Below are 20,757 nucleotides of genomic sequence, written 5' to 3'. Positions count from 1 at the left end.
CAGTCGTGCCGCAGGGCGGCACGGGTGGGCGCAACGGCACCCTGACGCCGGGCCACAGCTCAACCACGGCCACCCACCCCGGCGCCGGTTGCAAGTCCAGTACCACGTCCGTCTCGGGCCGTCCCCCGGGTCGTGCACATCCCAACCCCCTATGAACCTTGGGAGACGGCACCATGACCCAGCAGTCAGTGCAGCCCAGGACCACAGCCGAAGACGCGGGTGAAGGCACCCGCGTCCCGGCCGGCCGGTCCTGGCTGGACCGGTACTTTCACATATCCCACCGAGGATCCACGCTCGCGCGCGAAGTCCGCGGCGGCGTCACCACCTTCATGGCGATGGCGTACATCCTCCTCCTCAACCCCCTGATCCTGTCCGGCAAGGACGCCGCCGGGGACACGCTCGCCCAGCAGGCCCTGATCACCGCGACCGCGTTCGCGGCGGCCCTCACCACACTGCTGATGGGCGTCTTCGGCAAGGTCCCCCTCGCGCTCGCCGCCGGCCTCTCCGTCTCCGGAGTCCTCGCCTCCCAGGTCGCTCCCCAGATGACCTGGCCGCAGGCGATGGGCATGTGCGTGATGTACGGCGTGGTCATCATGCTGCTGGTCGTCACCGGCCTACGCGAGATGATCATGAACGCGATCCCGCTGCCGCTGAAGCACGCGATCACCATGGGCATCGGTCTCTTCGTCGCCCTGATCGGCTTCTACAAGGCCGGCTTCGTGCACCAGGGCGAGGCGACCCCGGTCACCCTCGGCCCCGCCGGTGAACTCGCCGGCTGGCCGGTCCTGCTCTTCGCCGTGACCCTGCTCGCGATCTTCATGCTCCAGGCGCGCGGCATCCCCGGCGCGATCCTGATCGGCATCGTCGGCGGCACCCTGCTCGCCGTACTCCTCAACACACTGGACGTCATCGATCCCGGGCAGTGGGCGAGCGGTGCCCCCGAACTGCACGGCAGCGCGGTCTCGATGCCGGACTTCTCGATCTTCGGCAACGTCGAGTTCGGCGGCTGGGGCGAGGTCGGCGCGATGACCGTCGGCATGATCGTGTTCACGCTCGTGCTGGCCGGTTTCTTCGACGCCATGGCGACGATCATCGGCGTCGGCACCGAGGCCAGGCTGGCGGACGCGCAGGGCCGGATGCCGGGTCTGTCGAAGGCGCTGTTCATCGACGGCGCGGGCGGCGCGATCGGCGGCGTCTCGGGCGCGTCGGGCCAGACGGTGTTCGTCGAGTCGGCGACGGGGGTCGGCGAGGGCGCTCGTACGGGCCTGTCGTCCGTCGTCACCGGACTGTTCTTCGCGGCCTGCCTTTTCTTCACCCCGCTGACGGCGATCGTGCCGGGTGAGGTCGCGGCCGCCGCCCTGGTGGTGATCGGCGCCATGATGATGATGAACGCCCGGCATGTGGACTGGTCCGACCGCGCCACCGCGATCCCGGTCTTCCTGACCGTCGTGATCATGCCGTTCACGTACTCGATCACCGCGGGTGTCGCCGCCGGTGTCATCTCGTACGTCGCCATCAAGGTCGCCCAGGGCAAGGCACGCGAGATCGGCGCCTTCATGTGGGCACTGACCGTGATCTTCGTCGTCTACTTCGCCCTCAACCCGATCGAGAGCTGGCTGGGCGTCCACTAGCCACTCATCCAAGTGCCCTCCACACAACCGCCGTTAAGGAGACCGAGAGATGCTGGACATCGCCGAAGAGCTGCACCGGTGGGTCGAGCAGGGACGCGACTTCGCGGTGGCCACCGTGGTGGCCGTCGACGGCAGCGCCCCGCGTCAGCCCGGCGCCGCCCTCGCGGTGGACGCCGACGGCACGGCGATCGGTTCGGTCTCCGGCGGGTGTGTGGAGGGCGCGGTCTACGAGCTGTGCGGGCAGGCGTTGCAGAACGGTGAGCCGGTCCTGGAGCGCTTCGGCTACAGCGACGAGGACGCCTTCGCCGTCGGGCTGACCTGCGGCGGCATCATCGACATCCTGGTCACACCGGTACGGGCGGACGATCCCGTCCGGCCGGTGTTCGCGTCCGCACTGTCCGCCGCCGCGCGAGGGGATGCGGCGGCGGTGGCGCGGATCGTGACCGGCCCGGCGGAGCTGACGGGCCGTGCGCTGCTGGTCCGCCCCGACGCCTCGTACGAGGGCGGCTTCGGCGCCCATCCGGAACTGGACCGCACGGTCGCGGCCGAGGCGGGCGCCTTCCTGGATACCGGCCGCACCGGCACCCTGGAGATCGGAGAGCGGGGATCTCGTTGTGGAGCACCGCTCACGATTCTCGTCGAGTCGTCGGTCCCCGCCCCCCGGATGATCGTCTTCGGGGCGATCGACTTCGCGTCGGCACTGGTCCGCATCGGCAAGTTCCTCGGCCATCACGTCACGGTGTGCGACGCCCGCCCCGTCTTCGCGACCCGCACCCGCTTCCCCGAGGCCGACGAGATCGTCGTCGAGTGGCCCCACACGTACCTGGAGCGCACCGACGTGGACGCCCGCACGGTCCTGTGCGTCCTCACCCACGACGCCAAGTTCGACGTACCCCTGCTGAAGCTCGCGCTGCGCCTGCCGGTCGCGTACGTCGGCGCGATGGGCTCCCGCCGCACCCACCTGGACCGCACCGCACGCCTGCGCGAAGTCGGCGTCACCGAGCTGGAGTTGGCGCGCCTGCGCTCACCCATCGGCCTCGACCTGGGTGCCCGTACACCGGAGGAGACGGCCCTGTCCATCGCCTCGGAGATCGTCGCCGACCGGCGCGGCGGCAGCGGGATTTCACTGACCGGCGCGCACACCCCGATCCACCACGACATGCCGTCGGCGTCGGCGGGACGGATCGAGTCGGTGGCCTGAGCGGCCGTCCGGCCGGCGCCCTGACCGGCCGTCGGACGCCGTCACGGCCGCCGCAGCAGCCGGTTCACCGCCCGGCCGAACACCGCACGTGCCGCCCGCTCCAGGGCCGGGTCGAACATGCCGGGCAGAAGGCGGAGCCGGAGTTCCTCCCGCCAGAGCACGCGCGTACGGCCGCCGGGGCCCGGACGGACCTCGATCTCCGCCCAGCCCCGCACGAGTCGGCCGCGTTTCTCCAGACGGCACAGGCCGGGGGTGTCGTCGTCGGTCGGCGGCTGCCAGACAGTGACCTCCATCCGGTCGGCGAAGGCGAACGGGCCGATGCCGGAGCGGGCGACGAGGACCGTGCCCTCGTGTGTCGGTGGGGGAGTCGTCACGGTGACGCGGGTCATCGGGACCACCTCGCCGTGGCGGGGCCAGTCGGTGAGCCGGTGCCACGCCTCGGGCAGGGGGAGGGGCGCTGTGCGTTCGAGGAGGAAGGTGGCCACGGGAGGATCCTAAGACTTGTCCCGTATGTCACCCCGTAGGGTGTCAGCCCATGGCGAGAGCTGCTGCGGGATGCAGCCGGGGCGGGTTCCGGGCGCTCCAGCGTGGTCACCAAGTGGTGCCTCATCTGGGGTTGCTCGGTCCCGCCGTACGGCGATTCGGTGAGCAGAGGTCCCGCGTTGGCGCGGAACTGCCACGCGACCAGCACCCCGAGAGGTGTTCTGGCGCGGTGTGGTTGACTCACTCAGGGCTTCTTCCAGCCCTTCTTTGAAGATGATCTGCGCGTGCCGGGACATGCTGCTGTCCAGGTGCGCGGTCTTTGGAGCGTCCGGATCATCGAGCCGCACGAAGGCGGCGAGGGCAGCGGACACGAGGTCGCGCTTGCCGACGAGCCCGCACGCGATGCACTTGTGCTCCCGGTCCCGGAGCGATTTGTTCACGCGCTCGCCGCACAGGCAGTGCTGTGACAGGGCGGTGGACCAGGTGGAGGCCCGTACGAGCCGCCCGCCAGCCGCCCGGCATTCCCGGTCGAGCGCGGAGATCAGCATGCCCGGTGTGGTCCGGGAAAGGCGCTTGCCCCACAGCCGGTACCAGGTGCGGATGTCGCAGTCCTCCACCGTCAGGTGCGGGCCGTGGACAGCGATGATCTCGCGTGCGATCTGGCGGGCGCGGTGGCTGCGGTGCTCCGCCATCGACGCGGCGTGCTCGGCCTGGCGGGCGCGCATCTCCCGGTGGTTCGCCGACAGCCGGTCGTGGCGGAACGCCTGCTTCGGTACTCCGTTTGACCGTGCGGCGCGGGCACCACCGGGCACAGCGACCTGCTTGGCCGGGAGCCCCTTCGCGGCCCGCCGCTCCGCCCTGCGGGCCTGCTTCTTCGACAGCGCGTACTGTGCGGCGTTGGTGGCTCGACGCGACCGTTCGAGGGCGCGGGCCCGGCCCCGCCGCTTCCTCGCCTCCTTCTCAAGCCGGGCGCGCTCGTCGTCGGTAAGCGTGATCTCGGAGGACTCCGCCCTGCCCTTGGCAGGCTCCAGGCCGGCGGGGAAGGAGACAACGGAGAGGTTGGACACGTTGCCGTCCACCCCGCCGACACGATCAAGCTGCGCGGCCTGCTCGCGCATCTGCTGGACGGCTGGGGAGGCGTATCCGGGGCCGAGGACCATCAGATGCGCCTCATAGGCCCAACCGCCCGGCGCACTGGCCTTGCGGCGCCGTACGAGATCGACCTTGTGCCAGCGTCCGGGGCCGGCAAGGAAGTGCTCGACACGCGCCCACTGCGTCGGCCCCTGCGGCACCCTCACAGGCAGCACGAGGTCACCCCGGCTGGAGTCCGGACCGCCCGCGAAGACGATCGCCAGCGGCCCTGTGTGGTCCCACCAGTTCGCCTTGCGCATGCCCGGCTTCCCCGAAGCCGTGTTCTTACCCGTGGGCACCTTGCCGTCCGGCACGGTCGGCTTCGGCATCCGGCGCGGCTGCATCAGCTCATGCTGCCCGCCGTCGGTGTAGGCCATGGCGTGCCCGTGGAGGGTTCCGACGAGCCGGAAGGTCTCCCACTTGTTCGCGCTGGTGTGCGAGCGGGCGCGGCCCGGAATCCGGGTGAAGTCGTGCCAGCGGCCCACACGAGGGCGGCCGTGCCGCTTGCCCGTCGAGTCGGCGAACAGGTGCCGCTGCACCCCGTTCCACACCTCATCGGCCATGTGCATCGCCAACGCCTTGGAGGCGTGGTGTCTCAGGTGCCCGGAGTCTTCCAGGTGCTTGTAGGCGCACCGCTCCAGGGCCTCACGGGACAGGCCGAGGCGCTGACGTACGGCCTTCGCACCATCGCGGTCCCGCTCGTGCTTCGCCGCCCAGTACGCATCGGCCTTGGCGCGGGCGTCCCGCTGGACGGCCCGCTTGATCGACCACATCGAGCCGAACAGCTTCTCCAGCCGGTCAAGGTCGCCGGAGTCGGTGACGGCCAGCGGCAGCACCATCACCGACACCATCCCGTCGTCGGGCTTGATCCACTTCGGGGCCTTGTTCTTGCCCCGGAACTTCCTGGGCTTCTGGGCAGCCTGCATGACCGTCACCTCCCCTCACAGAATTAGCTGACTTACAGCACATTATGACATGGGTTCAGCTAAGCCAACTCCGATAAAGTGCAGGTCATGGCAGCGACGATTCCCGGCTACTGCAACGCCCAGCAGACCGCCGAGCACCTGAACATCACGGTCCAGCACGTCTACAACCTCAACAGCGGGGACAACGACTTCCCCACCGCCGTCTACGTCGGCCGCACCCCGCTATGGCCCGTCGAACAACTCGACGCCTGGCGGGCCAGGCATCCCGCCAAGGCGAAGGGTGGTGCCGAGTAGTCTTCGTCTCCGAGCCGTCACCGCACGGCCCGTCACCTCAAAGACGACGGCTGCCCGAAACCATCGCCTGCGGATCACCACCGTGACCGACGACGACCTGTCCGCTTTCACCGGCCTGCGCCCACCGCAGTTCCGGGGGTTGGTGGATCGCATGTGGGCCGTGCGTCCCGACCGTCAGCGGGGGAGGGCGTGGAAGCTCAGCTTCGCGGACAGAGTGCTGTTGATCACCACGGCATACCGCACCAACTTGACCGACCGGCAGCTCGGCCCACTGTTCGGCATCTCGAAGTCGGCGGTGGACCGCGTACTGCACGACCTCGCGCCCGTGCTGGCCGGGCTGCTGGAGGAGCCGTCGGCCGACCAGCGGGAGTTGTGGGTCGTGGACGGCACACTCATTGCCGTGCACGACCACACCCGCACCGCGAAGTCGAAGAACTACCGGCGCAGCTCGAACGTGCAGATCGTGGCCCGCGCCAAGGACCGGCGCGTCGTCGCGGTCGGCAAGGCGTGGCCGGGCAACCGAAACGATTCGCTGGTCTTCCGCGAGCCCCTGTCCCAGGAGCTGCCCGAACACCGCCGGCTGTCCGGCGACGGCGGATACCGGGGCTCCGACATCATCCGCACCCCAGACCGAGGACCAGACGGGAAGATCATCCGCGACGCCAAATACAAGCGCTTCTCCAAGCGTCGAGCCGTCACCGAGCACACCATCGCGAGGCTGAAGGACTGGCAGATCCTCCGCCAATGCCGGAGACGGGGCGACGGCATCGACTACACCGTGCGCGGGGTCGCAGTCCTGCACAACCTCGAGGTAGAAATGCAGGTCAGCGCATTACAGGACATCTCTTAGGCAGACCGGCCCGAGGCCTGGTCCGTGGTGTTCCGAGGGCAGGTCCTGCAGGTTTCAGGCGCTTTCGTCCGCGAACGGGCCGTTGGCGGTGAAGGCGAGGCCGGCGAACCGTTCGCCCATGCGGCGATGGGTGGCGGCGTCCGGGTGGAGTTCATCCGGCAGGGGGAGTTCGGCGTGGTCGGCCTCGCCGTAGAGTGCGCGCCCGTCGAGGTGGTGCAGGTTCGGGTCGTCGGCCGATCGCTGCTCCACGATCCGGGCCAGCTCGTCCCGGATGAAGCCCAGCGTGAGTTTCCCGCTCGCGCGCTCCGCCGGGTCGCCCGCGGCCCGGAACCGCAGTCGCCCGGCGCTGAGGGCGGTGAAGTCCGGGACGCTGGGGCCGGGCGTGTCCTCGTGGATGGGGCACAGGATGGGCGAGACGACCAGCAGCGGCGTGGTGGGGTGGCCTTCGCGGACGGTGTCGAGGAAGCCGTGGACGGCCGGGGTGAAGGCACGCAGGCGCATCAGGTCGGTGTTGACCAGGTTGATGCCGATCTTGACGCTGATCAGGTCGGCGGGGGTGTCCCGCAGGGCGCGCGCGGTGAACGGGTCGAGCAGGGCGCTGCCGCCGAGCCCGAGGTTGATCAGTTCCACGCCGGCCAGTGCGGCGGCGCGGGCCGGCCAGGTGGCGGTGGGGCTTGCGGCGTCGGAGCCGTGGCTGATCGAACTGCCGTGGTGCAGCCACACCTTGCGGCCCCGGTCCGCTGCGGGCTCGACGGGTGCGTCGGTGCGCAGGGCGACGAGTTCGGTGGTCTCGTTGTGCGGCAGCCAGATCTCGACGTCCTTCACCCGGTCGGGCAGGCCGGTGAAGTGGAGGGTGCCGGGCGGGCCCGGCCGGCTCTCGGCGGTGCCGGTGGCCATGTCGATGGTCAGGGTGTTGCCGCCGGTCACGCTGCCCTGGCCGGCCAGGCGGCCGTCGACGAGCAGGTCGTAGATGCCGTCCGGGCGCGGCGGGGCGCCCGCGTAGACCCGTTTGGTGGGCAGCGTGTCCAGTTCGACGGCGGTGGCCTCGGTGCGGAGGACCAGCCGTACGCCGGAGGGCTGGGACTCCGCCATGGCGAGCTGTCCGTCGGCGCACTGGGCGCGGGCCCGGGCGGGCAGCCGGTGCGGCAGCACACCGTGCGCGGTGTGTTCCAGTTCGAGGGCACCGCGCAGGAGGTCCGCGGTGATGGGCGTGGTGATCCAGGTGGGGTGGGGGTGCATGGCCTCGGCCTGTTGATGGAGGGGGGCGCTCGGATCGAGGTTTTCGGGAGGTTCCGGGTCAGGGCGTGGGCGGCCAGTTGCGCAGAAGGGCGTCGAGGGCGTCCAGGATCCGTGTCCAGGACTCCTGCGCGTCGGGGGCGCTGTGGCTGAATCCGCCTGCCGTCTCCAGGCTGACGTAGCCGTGGAAGACGCTGCCCAGCAGGCGGACCGCATGGGTCTGGTCCGGCTCCGTCAGGTCGTAGCCGCGCAGGATCGCCCGCGTCATCTGTGCGTGTCTGACGCCGGCGCCGGCCGCGGCCGTCTCGGGGTCGAGCCTGAGCTGCGCCGCGGCGTAGCGCCCGGGGTGCTCCCGGGCGTAGTCGCGGTAGACGTCGGCGAAGGCGATCAGGGCGTCCTTGCCGGCCCGCCCGGCGAGGGCGTCGGCGGCCCGGTCGGCGAGTTCCTCCAGGGCGAGCAGGGCGATCCTGGTCCTGAGGTCCTGGGAGTTCTTCAGATGCGAGTACAGACTCGCGACCTTGACATCGAACCGTCTGGCCAGCGCCGAGACGGTCACCTCGTCGAAGCCGACCTCGTCGGCCAGTTCCGCCCCGGCCAGGGCCAGGCGTTCCGGGGTCAGTCCTGCACGTGCCATAGCCTTCCCATCATTCGACAGATTTGATTATGCAGCCGCCTAATACCTTTAGGCAAGTCGCTCTGCCGGTTCGTGGCGGAGCGCCACGTCCGATCCGTAACTCTGGGTAATGCTTTGGGTGACGTACAGTTGAGCCCTGGACGGGGCGGCCGGAGGGGGGATGACGTGCCGTTGGAGTCGGTGCGGTTCGCGATCCTGGGGCCGGTCCGCGTCTGGCGTGCGGGGCAGGAGCTGCGCCTCGGGCGCCCCCAGGAACGGGCTCTGCTGGCCCTGCTGCTGGTTCGGGCGGGTCAGCCCGCCGCCGTCCACGACATCGTCACCGCACTGTGGGGTCCGAACCCACCGCACAGCGCCGTCAATGTGGTCCGCCGTCATGTCGGAACGCTGCGCCGCCTGCTGGAGCCGGCGCTGCCGACCCGCTCGGAGGGCCGCTGGCTGCACCGGGGCGCCGGCGGCTACCGACTCGTCACCGACAGCGACTCACTGGACCTCCTCCACTTCCGCAGGCTGCGCGAAGAGGCCCGGCAGGCCGCCGCGGACGGGGCGTACCCAGGGGCCGTGGAGCTCCTCACGGAGGCACTGGCCCTCTGGCAGGGGCAGGTCGCCTCCGGGATCCCGCCGGAGGCACGTGCGCACCTCGCACTCGACGCACTGGAACACGAGTACCTCACGGCCGTACGGGAGGCCGCCGACGCCGCCCTGCACGCCGGTGTGCCGGACGCGGTCCTGCCCGTACTCCGCAGCGCCGCGGCCGACCACCCGCTGGACGAACCCCTGCTGGCCAGGCTGATCCTCGCCCTGGCCGGCACCGGTCTGCGGCCGGAGGCGCTGACCACCTACCAGGCCGTCAGCGCACGGCTCGCGGACGAGCTGGGGATCGACCCCGGTCCGGAACTGCGCGACGCCCACCGAGCGGTCCTGGCCGGCGCACCCGCCCCGGCCGCCGGGGCCGGTCCTCCCCCCGCCGCGCGGACGGCCGCCCATCCCGTCCCCGTACAACTGCCGCACGAACTGCCGGTCTTCACCGGCCGGCGGGCCGAGCTGGACCAGGCGCTCGCGCTGTTCGCCGACGACGCGCGGACGGCCGGGACGGTGGTGATCGGTGCGATCGGCGGGATGGCGGGTGTCGGCAAGACCACGCTCGCCGTGCATCTCGCGCACCGGATCGCCGACCAGTTTCCCGACGGTCAGCTCTACGTCAACCTGCGGGGCTTCGACCCCTCCGGGGCGATCATGGAACCGAGCGAGGCGGTGCGCGGGTTCCTGGACGCCCTGGGCGTGCCGCCCGAACGCATTCCCCGCCACGTGGACGCGCAGACCGCGCTCTACCGCAGCGTGCTGGCCGGACGCCGAGTCCTCGTCCTGCTGGACAACGCGCGCGACACCGACCAGATACGGCCACTGCTGCCCGGCACCCCCGGCTGTCTCACCATCGTCACCAGCCGCAACGAACTGTCCGGCCTGGTGGCCGCGCACGCGGCCCATCGGCTGACCCTGGGTCCGTTCGACGCCGACCAGGCACGGGCCTTCCTCGTCCGCCGGCTGGGATCCGAACGCGTCACGGCCGAGCCCAGGGCGGTGGACGAGATCACCCGGCTGTGCGCCGGACTGCCGCTCGCGCTGGCCTGCGTCGCCGCGCGCGCCGCCGCCCACCCGCACTTCCCGCTGTCCGCCGTCGCCGCCGAACTGCGTGAGGCCCACGGCAGCCTCGACGCCTTCGCCAGGACCGACACCTCCGCGGACGTCGGCACGGTGTTCTCCTGGTCCTCCCGTGTCCTGACGCCGGAAGCCGCCCGGCTCTTCCGGCTCCTCGCCCTGCACCCCGGCCCGGACTTCACGGCACCGGCCGCGGCCGCCCTGGCCGGCCTTCCGGTACGGCGGGCACGGCTGCTGCTGGCCGAGCTCTCCGGCGCCCACCTCATCAGCGAGCACGCCCCCGGCCGCCACACCTTCCACGACCTGCTGCGCGCCCACGCCGCCGAACTCGTGCACGCCGAGCACCCGGAGGCCGAGCGCCGCACGGCCGCGCACCGCCTCTACCAGCACTACGCGCACACCGCCCACACCGCCGGTGCGCTGCTCGCGCCGAACGGGGATCCCGTGCCCCAGCCGACCCCGGCAGACGTGCAGGACGTACCCCCCGAGCCGCTCGCCGACGACCACCACGCCCTGGCCTGGCTCACCGCCGAACACCCCGTACTGCTCGCCGTCCTCGACGCGGCCGCCGGCTCCGGTCACGACCGGCTCGCCTGCCTGCTGGCCTGGTCGCTCGAGCCGTACTTCGACCGGCGGGGCCACTGGCACGACGGGCTGGCCGCGCAGCGCATCGCGCTCGACGCCGCCCTCCGGCTGAGCGACCGGGCCCTGGAGGCCCGGGGCATGCGCGGACTGGCCCGGGCCGAGGGCCGACTGGGCCTGCACGACCTGTGCCGCCCCCGCCTCGACCGTGCCCTGGCCATGGCCACCGAACTGGGCGACGCCGTCGGCCGCGCGCACACCCACCGCAGCCTGGGCTGGGAGAGCGAGCAGCAGGGCGATCTCGCCGGTGCCCTCCGGCACAACCAGCTGGCCCTGGACCTCTTCCGGGCCGCCGGCCACCAGGCGGCGGAGGCCGGTGTCCTCAACTCCGTGGGCTGGTACCACGCCCAGCTCGGGGAGCACCGTGAGGCGTTGCGCCACTGCTTCCGGGCCCTGACCCTCCTGCAGGAACTGGGCGACCGCTACGGACAGGCCGCCACCTGGGACAGCATCGCCTACGCCTACCACCACCTGGGCCGCCACCCGCAGGCCCTCCTCGGCTACCGCAACGCGCTCGCGCTCTACCGGGAACTCGGGGTGCCGTACATGGAGGCCGAGACCCTCAGTCACCTGGGCGACACCCATCTCGCGACCGGCGACCTCCCGGCAGCCCGCGCCTCCTGGCAGCAGGCCCGCGACCTCTTCACCGCCCTCGGACACCCCGGCGCCGACCGGGTCGCTGCCCGGCTGGCCGGGCAGCAGGGCCACGAGCAGGAGGAACATGTCGGCCCCGCGTGACGGCGGGCGCTTCTACGCTGTGCGGGGGCGCGGCCGGTCCGGCGCCCGATGGTGCGCGGCGGCCAGACGGAGCTCACAACGATGATGCGGTTCGAGGTGCTGGGGCCCCTACGGGTGTGGCACGGGGAGCGGGAGCTCGATCTCGGGTATCCCCAACAGCGCGCCCTGCTCGGTCTGCTGCTGGTGCAGGCCGGCCGCCCGGTGCAGTTGAGCGAGATCGTCGACGCGCTGTGGGCGGGCAGGCCGCCGGCCACCGCACGGAACGTGGTGCGCCGTTACGCCGGTTCGCTGCGGCGGCTGCTCGAACCGGGACTGCCGCCGCGGGCGCCCGGACGACGCCTGCTGCGCCGCACCGGCGGCTATGTGCTGGAGGCAGAGACCGACGAGGTCGATCTGCTGCGGTTCCGCGACCTCACCCGGCGGGGCAAGCGGGCCGCCGTCACCGGACGGCCCGAGGTGGCGGCGCGGCACTTCGCCGACGCGCTGAGCCTGTGGCAGGGGTGGGTGGCGATGGGCGTGCCCGCGGCCACGCGCGAGCACGCGCCGTTCGCCGACGTGGAGCGCGAGCTGGCGCACACCACGCAGATGGCGGCCGACGCGGCACTGCTGTGCGGCCGTACGGAGCGCGTTCTGCCCAGCCTCCGCCAGGCCGTCGAACTCGACCCGCTCAACGAGTCGTTGCACGCCAGGCTGGTCCTGTCGCTGGCGGCGTGCGGACTGCAGGCGGAGGCACTGGCGGCGTACGACGACGTCCGCCGCCGGCTGGACCAGGAACTCGGCGTCTCTCCCGGTCCCGAGCTCGGCGCGGCCCACACCCGGGTGCTCCGTCAGCAGGTGCGGCCGCTCGACCGGCTGACGCGGACGGCCGGCCCAGCGCCCGGCACGGTACGGCCGGACCCCCTCGAGCCGTACGCCCGGCCCGCCCAGTTGCCGCCCGACCTCACCGTTTTCGCCGGCCGACGAGCCGAACTCGCCACCCTCACCGACGTTGCGGCGACCTCCGCCGGAGCACCCGCGACGATCCTGATCAGCGGAATGGCGGGCATCGGCAAGACCGCGCTGGCGGTGCACTGGGCCCACCAGGTCGCCGAACGGTTCCCGGACGGCCAACTCCACATCGAGCTGCGCGGCTTCGACCCCGCCCGGCCGGCGCTGCACCCCCCGCAGGCGCTGCGCATGATGCTCGGAGCGCTGGGCGTGCCCCCGGACCGCGTCCCGGAGGAGGACTGCGTGGACGCGCTCGGCGGCCTGTACCGCAGTGTGCTGGCGGATCGGCGGATCCTCATCGTCCTCGACGACGCCGCCGATGCCGAACAGATACGCCCGCTGCTGCCCGCCTCGCCGGGCTGCCTGACCGTGGTCACCAGCCGTAACGCACTCGCCGCCCTGATCGCCTCCGGCGCCCACCCGCTGCGCCTGGAACCGCCGTCCCCGGCGGACGCCCGCTCCACGTTGGGCCTGCGGATCGGACCCGCCCGCCTGGCCGCCGAGCCCGAAGCGGCCGACGAGATCGTCGCCCGGTGCGGCCACCTGCCCCTGGCGCTGGCCGTGGTCGCCGCACGCGCTGCCGGCCGCCCGGACTTCCCGCTGTCCGCCATCGCCGCCGAACTCCGTGCCTCCCACGGCAGCCTCGACGCCTTCTCCGCCGTCGACGGCGCCACCGACCTCAGGGCCGCCTTCCTGTGCTCCTACCGGCTTCTGCCGCCCGAGAGCGCCCGGCTGTTCCGGCTGCTGTCGCTGCACCCCGGCCCCGACATCGCCCCGGCCGCCGCCGCCACCCTGGCCGGCCTCCCGGCCCGCCGGGCCCGGCTGGTCCTCGGCGAACTCGCCGACGCCCACCTCGTCACCGAGCATCCGCCCGGCCGCTACGCCCTGCATGACCTGCTGCGCGCCTTCGCCGCCGAACTCACCGAGACGTACGACGACGCCGGTCGCGCGCCGAACCCGGGGCAAGTCCGGAAGAGTCCGCTGAAAGAGGCCGTGTCACTTCCTTGTCACTTCTTTTGCACACCGGCCGACCTACGCTCCGAACTGAGCGGATGACGGCCTGACCAGGGCACGGGGCAACCCCGGCCCGCGACACCGTCGCCGCTTCACGCACAGACGATTTCGGCTGGCCTCGGAGGCGACGGCGGATGATGTCCCATACCAGCACCATCGAGGCTCGGAACGAGGAGAAGGGAGCGCCACGGCGGACGCCGCTGCGGCAGGACAGGCAGGACAGGCAGGACACGGTGTGCCGGATGTCCGGGGGCCTCGACATCGTCGTCACCGACGCGCCGGCCACGGACCTGCCCAGGGAGAAGCGGCCGCACCCGTCGCCCGGCCCGGCGGGCGACGATCCCCGCCCGGCCCGGCGGCCGCTCCGGCTGACCGCCCGGGCCGGCGGCGAGTATCTCTTCGTGGGCATTCGCGGCGGCACACCCACCCCGCAGGAATCCGTGAATGTCTCCCTCGGCCCGGGGGACATCTGCTTCTACGACGTCCACCACCCGACGACGCTGGACTTCCCGGAGCGGTTCCGCACCAAGGTGTTCCTCGTGTCGCGTGAATCGCTCGGGCTGGAGGAGTCCGACGTGCACCGGCTCATGAGCACGCCGGTGGCCCGCACCTCCCGCCTGGGCGCCCTGCTGTCACCGTTCCTGTCCGACCTCGCCGACACCGCCGCCGCGTCCCGCCCTCCGGTCGGCGAGCTGCTCGCCCGGAACGCCGTGAACCTCCTGGCCACCCTCGCCGTGGAGCAGCTGGGCGGGGACGGGCCGGGCACACCCGACGCCCCGTCACCGCTGATGACGCGGATCCGGGAGTACGTGGAGCTGCATCTGGCGGACCCCGACCTGTCACCGGAGACGATCGCCGGCGCCCACTACATATCCGTCCGGTACCTGCACAAGCTGTTCAAGGACGAGGGCACGACGGTCGGCCGGTGGATCCAGCGCCGCCGACTCGAGGAGTGCCGACGTGAACTCATGCTGCACGCCCGGGGACACCGGACCATCGCGGCGATCGCCAACCGCTGGGGCTTCCTGAGCGCTGCCCACTTCAGCAGGGTCTTCCGCGCCGCCTACGGCATGTCTCCCAGCGAGTGGCGGGACACGGCAGGCCGGGCCGCGCGCGCCGACCGGCGCTGATCCGCCGGGCCGGGTACGGCGCCGGGTACGACGAAGCCGTCACGGTCGAGCGGATCGACCGTGACGGACGGGACATCGCGGACTGGTGCGCCCCGCAACCGGCGGCGCCCGCGCCTCAGGACGGCGGCCGGGTCCAGGCGGGACCGGAGGCCGAGAGGCGGTAGGCGGTCACCGAGGTGACCGCGATCAGCAGCAGCGACAGACCCAGCGCGAGCACCAGGTGGTCGTGCACCAGGAGCAGGCCGCCGACCAGCGCCCCGAGGAACATCGCCAGCACGGACATGACCCTGCGCCCGGGCCGGGGTGCCGCGCCGCCGGCCGGGTGGGAGTCCGCGGCCAGCCCTGTCAGGGTCAGTGTCAGGACGGTGGTGGTGAGGTCCGGGACGCCCAGGCGCCGGGCGACCGCGTTCTGCAGACCCATGGCGAGGCCCAGGAACACGATCAGGGTGTACTGGACGCCGGTGCCGACCCTGCCGTCCGTCACCGCGGCGACGACCAGGGTGACGGCGACCAGAACCGTCTGGAGGGCCGTGGCCGCCCCCAGCAGGTGGCCGCGGTGGGCGGCGAACCGCGTGCCCAACCGTCCGCCCGCGAGCGCGCCGAGGAGGAACGCCACGAGCGAGACGACCGAGGCGGGTGCGGACAGACCGTCGGCGCCCGCCAGCGCGAAGCCCAGGAAGACCACATTGCCGGTCATGTTGGCCACGAAGACGTGCCCGAGGGCCAGGTAGCTCACCGCGTCGACCACGCCGGTGACCACGGTCAGGGCCAGCATCAGCGGAGGCAGCGGACCGTGCCTGTCGCCTGCGCGCGGCACGATCGTGCGGAAGGCGTCAGTCAGCAGCGCGCGCATACCGGTTCCCTTCCGGAGCGGCGGCCGGGCGGTGCAGCATCGCGCGGGTGAGCAGGCCGTTCAGTGGTCCGGCCAGGATCGCGGTCACGGCGATCCACACCGGCCAGGGCGTCAGGCCGAGCGCGTCGTCCACGGACCAGCGGCCCGGCCCGGTCAGGGCCAGCGCCGCGCAGACGACGACGAGGACCAGGGGGTACTCGTAACCGTCGTTCTGCACCCACAGCCCCTTGGGCCACTTGACGGTGCCGGCGACCGTCATCACGCCCATCGCGGCCATCGCCGCAAGGGGCGTCAGCAGCCCGGCCGTCAGGAACAGACCGGCCCCGATCTGACTGCCGCCCGCGGCGATCGCGGTCAGGGGGCCGCCGCGGAATCCGTCGCGGCGGAACTCCTCGGTCCCGCCCGCCAGTCCGTTGCCTCCGAGGAGGTGACTCACCTTCTGCACGCCGTGACTGGCGATGAGCAGCCCCACCACCAGCCGGAGGACCAGCAGTCCAGCATCCATCATGTTCCTGCCTGTTCCTGACGTTCCGTCGTGTGCCGTGCGTCAGCCGGCGGCGTGTGCGCCGATGACGGCCTGGGCGTAGACGATGCCGAGGCCGTACGCCCCGCCGTGCTCCTTCACCACGTCGGTGACGGCCCCGTACGTCTCCGTACGGGCCCAGTCCCGCTGGAGCTCCAGCAGCACCTGCACCCACGTCACCGGAACCGCACCGCCCTGGACCATGCGCTGCACGGCGTGCTCGTGGGCCTGCGGACTGACACCGCCGGACGCGTCGGTGACCACGTACACCTCGTAGCCCTGGGCGATCGCGGACAGCGTGGGCAGGACGACGCAGACCTCGGTCCACAGTCCGGCGATGACGAGCTTCTTGCGCCCGGTCGCCTTGACGGCCTCGACGAAGGCGACGTCCTCCCAGGCGTTCATGGTGGAACGGTCGATGATCTTCTGGTCGGGGAAGACCGCGGCCAGCTGGGGCATGATCGGGCCGGAGAAGGACTCTGCGGCCACGGTGCTCAGCACGACCGGCACGTCGAACGTCCTGGCGGCCTTGGCCAGGCCCACGGTGGAGTTGATGATCGCGGAGCGGTCGCCGCTGCCGGTGCCGAAGAACATCTGCGGCTGGTGGTCCACGAACAGCACCGCGCAGTTGTCGGGGGTCAGCAGGTCGGGGCTGGGAGCCGCGGTGACCTCGGCGATGTCGACCATGAGAAGTGAGCCTTTCGGTGTGAGTGCCGGCGCGGACGGCCGCCCGCGCCGTGTTGAAGAACCGTCCGGTGGACGGAGCCTGGGGTGGTGTCCCGGCCGGGGCGGCCCAAGCGCCCGGCCCCTGCCGGGAGTTCGCAGGAGTCAGAGAACGAAGCAGGGATCCGTCAGCGGGATGGCGGTCTCGGGGGTGAGGCCGCGCCGGGCGCGCCACTGACGGTGCCGCTCCGACTCGGCGATCGCCTCGCCGAGCAGTTCGGCCTGACGGGCGCCGGTGATCCCCGCCCGGGGGATGGCCTGGTAGCCGCCGAAGTGGGCCACGGGGCTCCACTCGGGACTGACGGGAGGCAGTTCCTCGTCGAGGCCCTCGTACTCGGCGGCGGCGTACACGATCCGGCCGCCGGTGACCGTCAGCAGGGACTCGATGTGGGCGATGTCCGGCTCCGCGACCGTGAAGTAGTCGTCCGACAGGACCGCCAGGTCGGCGTAGCAGCCGGGGCGCAGGACGCCCTTGACGTCCTCCTCGCCGGTCAGCGCGGCGCCCGCGCGGGTGAACATCGCCAGTGCGGTCTGCCGGTCGACGCGATTCTCCGGCGGACGCAGGGCCAGGTCGCCGGCGGTGCGGCCGCTGACCAGCCAGTGCAGGGCCACCCAGGGGTTGTAGGTGGAGACCCGGGTGGCGTCGGTGCCGCCGCCGACGGTCAGCCCGCGTTCCAGCATGGCCCGGACCGGCGGGGCGTCCGCGGCGGCGCCGGGTCCGTAGCGGCGCAGGAACGCCTCGCCCTGGAAGGACAGCCGGTTCTGCACGGACATCGCCCCGCCGAGGGCGGCGATACGGTCGAGGCTGTCCGCGGACACGGTTTCCGCATGGTCGAAGAGCCAGCGGTTTCCGGCCGGGAAAAGCCCTTCCGCGGCCAGTTTCTCGAAGACCGTGAGATCGCGGCGAATGGTCTCGTCATACGTGGCGTGCAGCCGGAATCCCCAGCCGTTCTCCATGAGGAGGCGCACCGCCTTCTCGAACTCCGCCTCGTAGTCGGGAGTGAGTTCCGGACGGGGCTGCGTGAAGTTCTCGAAATCCGCTGCCGCCCAGGTGAGGTTCTCGCCCGCGCCGTTGAGCCGTAGCCATGCGTCCCCGTCCTCGGGGCGGGCCATTTCCGTCCAGCGGGCGAGGTCGTCGATCTCCTGGCCGGGCGTCTGCGGGAAAAGGTGATAGGCGATACGCAGCGACAACTCACCGGCCTCGGCCAGTTCGATGACGGTGCTGTAGTTGTCGGGGAAGTTCTGGAATCCGCCGGCGGCGTCGATGGCCGAGGTCAGTCCGAACCGGTTGAGTTCGCGCAGGAAATGCCGGGTCGAGGTCTTCCGGTGCTCGCCGTCCAGCACCGGCGCCTTGGCCAGGGTCGAGTACAGGATGAGCGCGCTGGGCGCGGCCAGCAGCATGCCCGTCGGCTCCCCGTCCCGGCCGCGCACGATCTGGCCGCCCTTGGGATCGGGGGTGTCCTTCCTGAATCCGGCGGCTTGGAGCGCCGCCCGGTTGAGCACGGCCGACTGGTACAGGTGCAGTACGAACACGGGCGTGTCCGGGGCTGCGGCGTTCAGTTCGGCGACGGTCGGCAGCCGCCGTTCGGCGAACTGCTCGGCCGACCAGCCGCCCACCACCCGCACCCACTGGCCCTTCGGGGTCCGGGCCGCCTGCTCACGCAGCATCGCCAGGCCCTGCCGCAGCGTGGGAACGCCGTCCCAGCGCAGTTCCAGTACGTAGTTCAGGCCGCCCCGGATCACATGCAGATGGGCGTCGTTGAGGCCGGGCACCATCCGGCGGCCGAGCGCGTCGACGACCTTCGTGGCCGGGCCGATGTGCGGGGCCATGTCCTTGTCGTCCCCGACGACCGTGATGACGCCGGCGCGCACGGCGAGCGCCTCGGCCTGCGGGCGGTGCGGGTCACCGGTGTGGATCTTCGCGTTGCGGACTACGAGTTCCGCGGCATCGCCGATGGCTCGGGGAACCAGCCCGCCGACGGGTATGGGTGACACCTTTCGCAACCCCCTTGGGAAGGTAAGAACTTGGGGACGTAAGAATTCGGTTTCCCACCGGCGCTCAGCCTGCCCCGGAAAAAGGGACTCCTGTGTTCTGTCCGTGCACTTGATTCGTCCTCAGAGCGCACAGGCCGCCCCCCTCACCGCCGTTACCCGGACCGGCGGAAGGATCTTCGTGCGCTGTGGGACCAGCCGTGGTGCGCTGGTGGACAATTTCCCACCGCCCGGCGGATTTAGCGTGGCGATCGGCGGCACCGGAGTGCTCTGCGTACGGCCCGGGGTCGTTTCACGCCGGAAAGCCCGGCGTATCGCACGACACACCAGGAGGCACACATGTCCGATGCCGTCGAGCCGGTCCAGCCGGTACTGGAACCCGCGGCAGCCGCCTTCGCGGAGGCCACAGCCAACCCCCCGTACCTGTTCGACCTGCCCCCGGCGGAGGGGCGCAAGGCCGTCGACGAGGTGCAGTCCGGCCCGATCGAGAAGCCGGAGATCGACGAGGAGTGGATCACCGTCTCGGGTGGTCCGACGGGCAGCGTCCGGGCCCGCATCGTCAAGCCCGCCGGCGCCGCGGACACCCGGCCGGTGATCCTCTACATCCACGGCGCGGGCTGGGTGTTCGGCAACGCCCACACCCATGACCGCCTGGTCCGGGAACTCGCCGTCGGCGCCGGCGCCGCCGTGGTCTTCCCCGAATACGACCTCTCTCCCGAGGCCCGCTACCCCGTCGCCATCGAGCAGAACTACGCCGTCGCCCAGTGGGTCGTCCAGCAGGGTGCGAGCAAGGGGCTCGACGGCTCCCGGCTGGCCGTCGCCGGCGACTCCGTGGGCGGCAACATGACCGCCGCGCTGACCCTGATGGCCAAGGAGCGCGGTGACGTCCCGCTGGTGCAGCAGGTGCTGTTCTACCCGGTCACGGACGCCGCCTTCGACACCGGTTCGTACCACCAGTTCGCAGAAGGCTACTTCCTGCGCCGCGACGGCATGCAGTGGTTCTGGGACCAGTACACGACCGACGAGAGCGAGCGCGCCCAGATCACCGCGTCACCGCTGCGCGCCACCACCGACCAGCTCACGGGCCTGCCCCCGGCCCTGGTCATCACCGGCGAGGCGGACGTGCTGCGGGACGAGGGCGAGGCGTACGCGAACAAGCTGCGCGAGGCCGGCGTCCCGGTCACCGCGGTGCGCTTCCAGGGCATCATCCACGACTTCGTGATGCTCAACGCCCTGCGCGGGACCCACGCCGCCGAAGCCGCCATCACCATGGCCGTCACCACCCTGCGGGCCGCGCTGCACACGGCCTGAAGCCGGCAGTTCCGAGTATCCGAGGAGACACAGACATGAGCACGTCCACACCCACGGTGGTCCTCATCCACGGCGCGTTCGCCGACGCGGCGAGCTGGACCGGGGTCATCGCGGAACTGCAGAAGGAGGGCGTTCCCGTGGTGGCTCCGCCCAACCCGCTGCGCGGCCTGGCGTCCGACGCCGCCTATATCGCCTCCGTCGCCGCCCAGATCGACGGTCCCGTCGTCCTGGTCGGCCACTCCTACGGCGGTGCGCTGATCACCGTGGCCGGTGTCACGGAGAACGTCGTCGGACTGGTCTACGTCGCGGCCTACGTCCTGGAGGAGGGCGAGAGCCTCGGCGAGCTGCAGGGCAGGTTCCCCGACTCGCCGCTGGTCAGCAACCTCAGGCAGGCCATGTACCCCGTCGAGGGCGCGGACCCTGCCGTCGAGGTCACCATCACCCCCGAGGCGTTCCCCGCCATCTTCGCGGCCGACGTCCCCGAGGCCGTCACCAAGGTGCTCGCGGTGGCGCAGCGTCCGCTCGCCGCCTCGGCCTTCACCGAGACCGCGGCTGCGGCGGCATGGAAGACCAAGCCGTCCTGGGCGGTCGTGGCCGGGGCCGACCAGGCCATCGATGCCGAGGTCCAGCTGTTCGGCGCGAAGCGGGCCGGGGCCACCGTCGTCGAGATCGAGGGCGCCTCGCACGCCGTCGCGGTCTCCCAGCCGAAGAAGACCGCCGACGTGATCCTCGACGCGGTGCGCGCGACGAGCTGACCGCGCGCCACCCCGGGCCGTGCGGACGCGATCCCGGATCACGTCCG

General features: G+C 71.7%; 17 protein-coding genes. 9 read left to right on the top strand and 8 right to left on the bottom strand.

Translation table 11 applies throughout. The annotated features are described in order from the left end of the window. Positions 1-173 precede the first annotated feature (173 nt). Both ACKTSN_RS10030 and ACKTSN_RS10025 read left to right on the top strand, forming a co-directional pair. The gene (locus tag ACKTSN_RS10030; RefSeq protein WP_409468768.1) at positions 174-1,631 is read left to right on the top strand and encodes an NCS2 family permease; all 1,458 of its coding nucleotides are present in this window, start codon (positions 174-176) and stop codon (positions 1,629-1,631) included. Between the two features lie 49 nt (positions 1,632-1,680). After that, positions 1,681-2,832: an XdhC family protein gene (locus tag ACKTSN_RS10025; RefSeq protein ID WP_409468767.1), complete on the top strand. Its 1,152-nt coding sequence runs from the start codon at positions 1,681-1,683 to the stop codon at positions 2,830-2,832. A 41-nt stretch (positions 2,833-2,873) separates the two neighbouring features. Here the strand turns inward: ACKTSN_RS10025 and ACKTSN_RS10020 are convergent, their stop codons facing one another. Beyond that, positions 2,874-3,317 (bottom strand): SRPBCC family protein, encoded by a 444-nt coding sequence (locus ACKTSN_RS10020; RefSeq protein ID WP_409468766.1) that lies wholly within the window; start codon positions 3,315-3,317, stop codon positions 2,874-2,876. Positions 3,318-3,326: 9 nt separating this feature from the next. Further along, on the bottom strand, positions 3,327-5,372 hold the full coding sequence (locus ACKTSN_RS10015) for a zinc ribbon domain-containing protein (protein ID WP_409468765.1): 2,046 nt from the start codon (positions 5,370-5,372) through the stop codon (positions 3,327-3,329). Positions 5,373-5,459: 87 nt separating this feature from the next. On the opposite strand from ACKTSN_RS10015, the gene ACKTSN_RS10010 reads away from it, so the two are divergent. After that, positions 5,460-5,666 carry a helix-turn-helix transcriptional regulator gene (locus ACKTSN_RS10010; protein ID WP_409468764.1) on the top strand — a complete coding sequence of 69 codons (207 nt, stop codon included), beginning with the start codon at positions 5,460-5,462 and terminating at the stop codon, positions 5,664-5,666. Positions 5,667-5,748: 82 nt separating this feature from the next. Continuing rightward, the gene (locus ACKTSN_RS10005) at positions 5,749-6,516 is read left to right on the top strand and encodes a transposase (protein ID WP_409468763.1); all 768 of its coding nucleotides are present in this window, start codon (positions 5,749-5,751) and stop codon (positions 6,514-6,516) included. Between the two features lie 54 nt (positions 6,517-6,570). Here ACKTSN_RS10005 and ACKTSN_RS10000 read toward each other — a convergent pair whose 3' ends face one another. Together ACKTSN_RS10000 and ACKTSN_RS09995 are read right to left on the bottom strand one after the other, a co-directional pair. Further along, a complete protein-coding gene (locus ACKTSN_RS10000) occupies positions 6,571-7,755 on the bottom strand; it encodes an SGNH/GDSL hydrolase family protein (protein WP_409468762.1) in 1,185 nt (394 codons plus the stop codon). Between the two features lie 58 nt (positions 7,756-7,813). Then, on the bottom strand, positions 7,814-8,386 hold the full coding sequence (locus ACKTSN_RS09995) for a TetR/AcrR family transcriptional regulator (protein WP_224739424.1): 573 nt from the start codon (positions 8,384-8,386) through the stop codon (positions 7,814-7,816). 165 nt (positions 8,387-8,551) lie between these two features. Between ACKTSN_RS09995 and ACKTSN_RS09990 the strand changes: the two genes are divergently transcribed. From ACKTSN_RS09990 to ACKTSN_RS09980, 3 genes are all read left to right on the top strand, one after another. Further along, positions 8,552-11,422, top strand: a complete 2,871-nt coding sequence (locus ACKTSN_RS09990) for an AfsR/SARP family transcriptional regulator (RefSeq protein WP_409468761.1) — start codon at positions 8,552-8,554, stop codon at positions 11,420-11,422. 81 nt (positions 11,423-11,503) lie between these two features. After that, positions 11,504-13,465 carry an AfsR/SARP family transcriptional regulator gene (locus tag ACKTSN_RS09985; RefSeq protein WP_409468760.1) on the top strand — a complete coding sequence of 654 codons (1,962 nt, stop codon included), beginning with the start codon at positions 11,504-11,506 and terminating at the stop codon, positions 13,463-13,465. A gap of 200 nt (positions 13,466-13,665) precedes the next feature. After that, positions 13,666-14,553 (top strand): helix-turn-helix domain-containing protein, encoded by an 888-nt coding sequence (locus ACKTSN_RS09980; RefSeq protein ID WP_409468759.1) that lies wholly within the window; start codon positions 13,666-13,668, stop codon positions 14,551-14,553. A 115-nt stretch (positions 14,554-14,668) separates the two neighbouring features. On the opposite strand, the gene ACKTSN_RS09975 is transcribed toward ACKTSN_RS09980, so the two are convergent. The 4 genes from ACKTSN_RS09975 to ACKTSN_RS09960 form a co-directional block, all read right to left on the bottom strand. Beyond that, the gene (locus ACKTSN_RS09975; protein ID WP_409468758.1) at positions 14,669-15,406 is read right to left on the bottom strand and encodes a YoaK family protein; all 738 of its coding nucleotides are present in this window, start codon (positions 15,404-15,406) and stop codon (positions 14,669-14,671) included. Beyond that, a complete protein-coding gene (locus ACKTSN_RS09970) occupies positions 15,387-15,911 on the bottom strand; it encodes a DoxX family protein (protein ID WP_409474790.1) in 525 nt (174 codons plus the stop codon). The genes ACKTSN_RS09975 and ACKTSN_RS09970 overlap by 20 nt, the downstream gene beginning before the upstream one ends. A 42-nt stretch (positions 15,912-15,953) precedes the next feature. After that, positions 15,954-16,616, bottom strand: coding sequence for a hydrolase (locus tag ACKTSN_RS09965; RefSeq protein ID WP_409468757.1), 663 nt, complete (start codon positions 16,614-16,616; stop codon positions 15,954-15,956). Positions 16,617-16,757: 141 nt separating this feature from the next. Beyond that, on the bottom strand, positions 16,758-18,647 hold the full coding sequence (locus ACKTSN_RS09960) for an amidohydrolase (protein WP_409468756.1): 1,890 nt from the start codon (positions 18,645-18,647) through the stop codon (positions 16,758-16,760). 336 nt (positions 18,648-18,983) lie between these two features. On the opposite strand from ACKTSN_RS09960, the gene ACKTSN_RS09955 reads away from it, so the two are divergent. Then, the gene (locus ACKTSN_RS09955; protein WP_409468755.1) at positions 18,984-19,955 is read left to right on the top strand and encodes an alpha/beta hydrolase; all 972 of its coding nucleotides are present in this window, start codon (positions 18,984-18,986) and stop codon (positions 19,953-19,955) included. Between the two features lie 35 nt (positions 19,956-19,990). Further along, positions 19,991-20,710: an alpha/beta fold hydrolase gene (locus ACKTSN_RS09950; RefSeq protein WP_409468754.1), complete on the top strand. Its 720-nt coding sequence runs from the start codon at positions 19,991-19,993 to the stop codon at positions 20,708-20,710. Positions 20,711-20,757: the final 47 nt, after the last annotated feature.

Source organism: Streptomyces flavusporus (assembly GCF_046267975.1).
Taxonomy (GTDB): Bacteria; Actinomycetota; Actinomycetes; order Streptomycetales; family Streptomycetaceae; genus Streptomyces; species Streptomyces flavusporus.
Note: the sequence above shows the minus strand (reverse complement) of the source record. Positions and strands in the feature narration are given on the sequence as shown.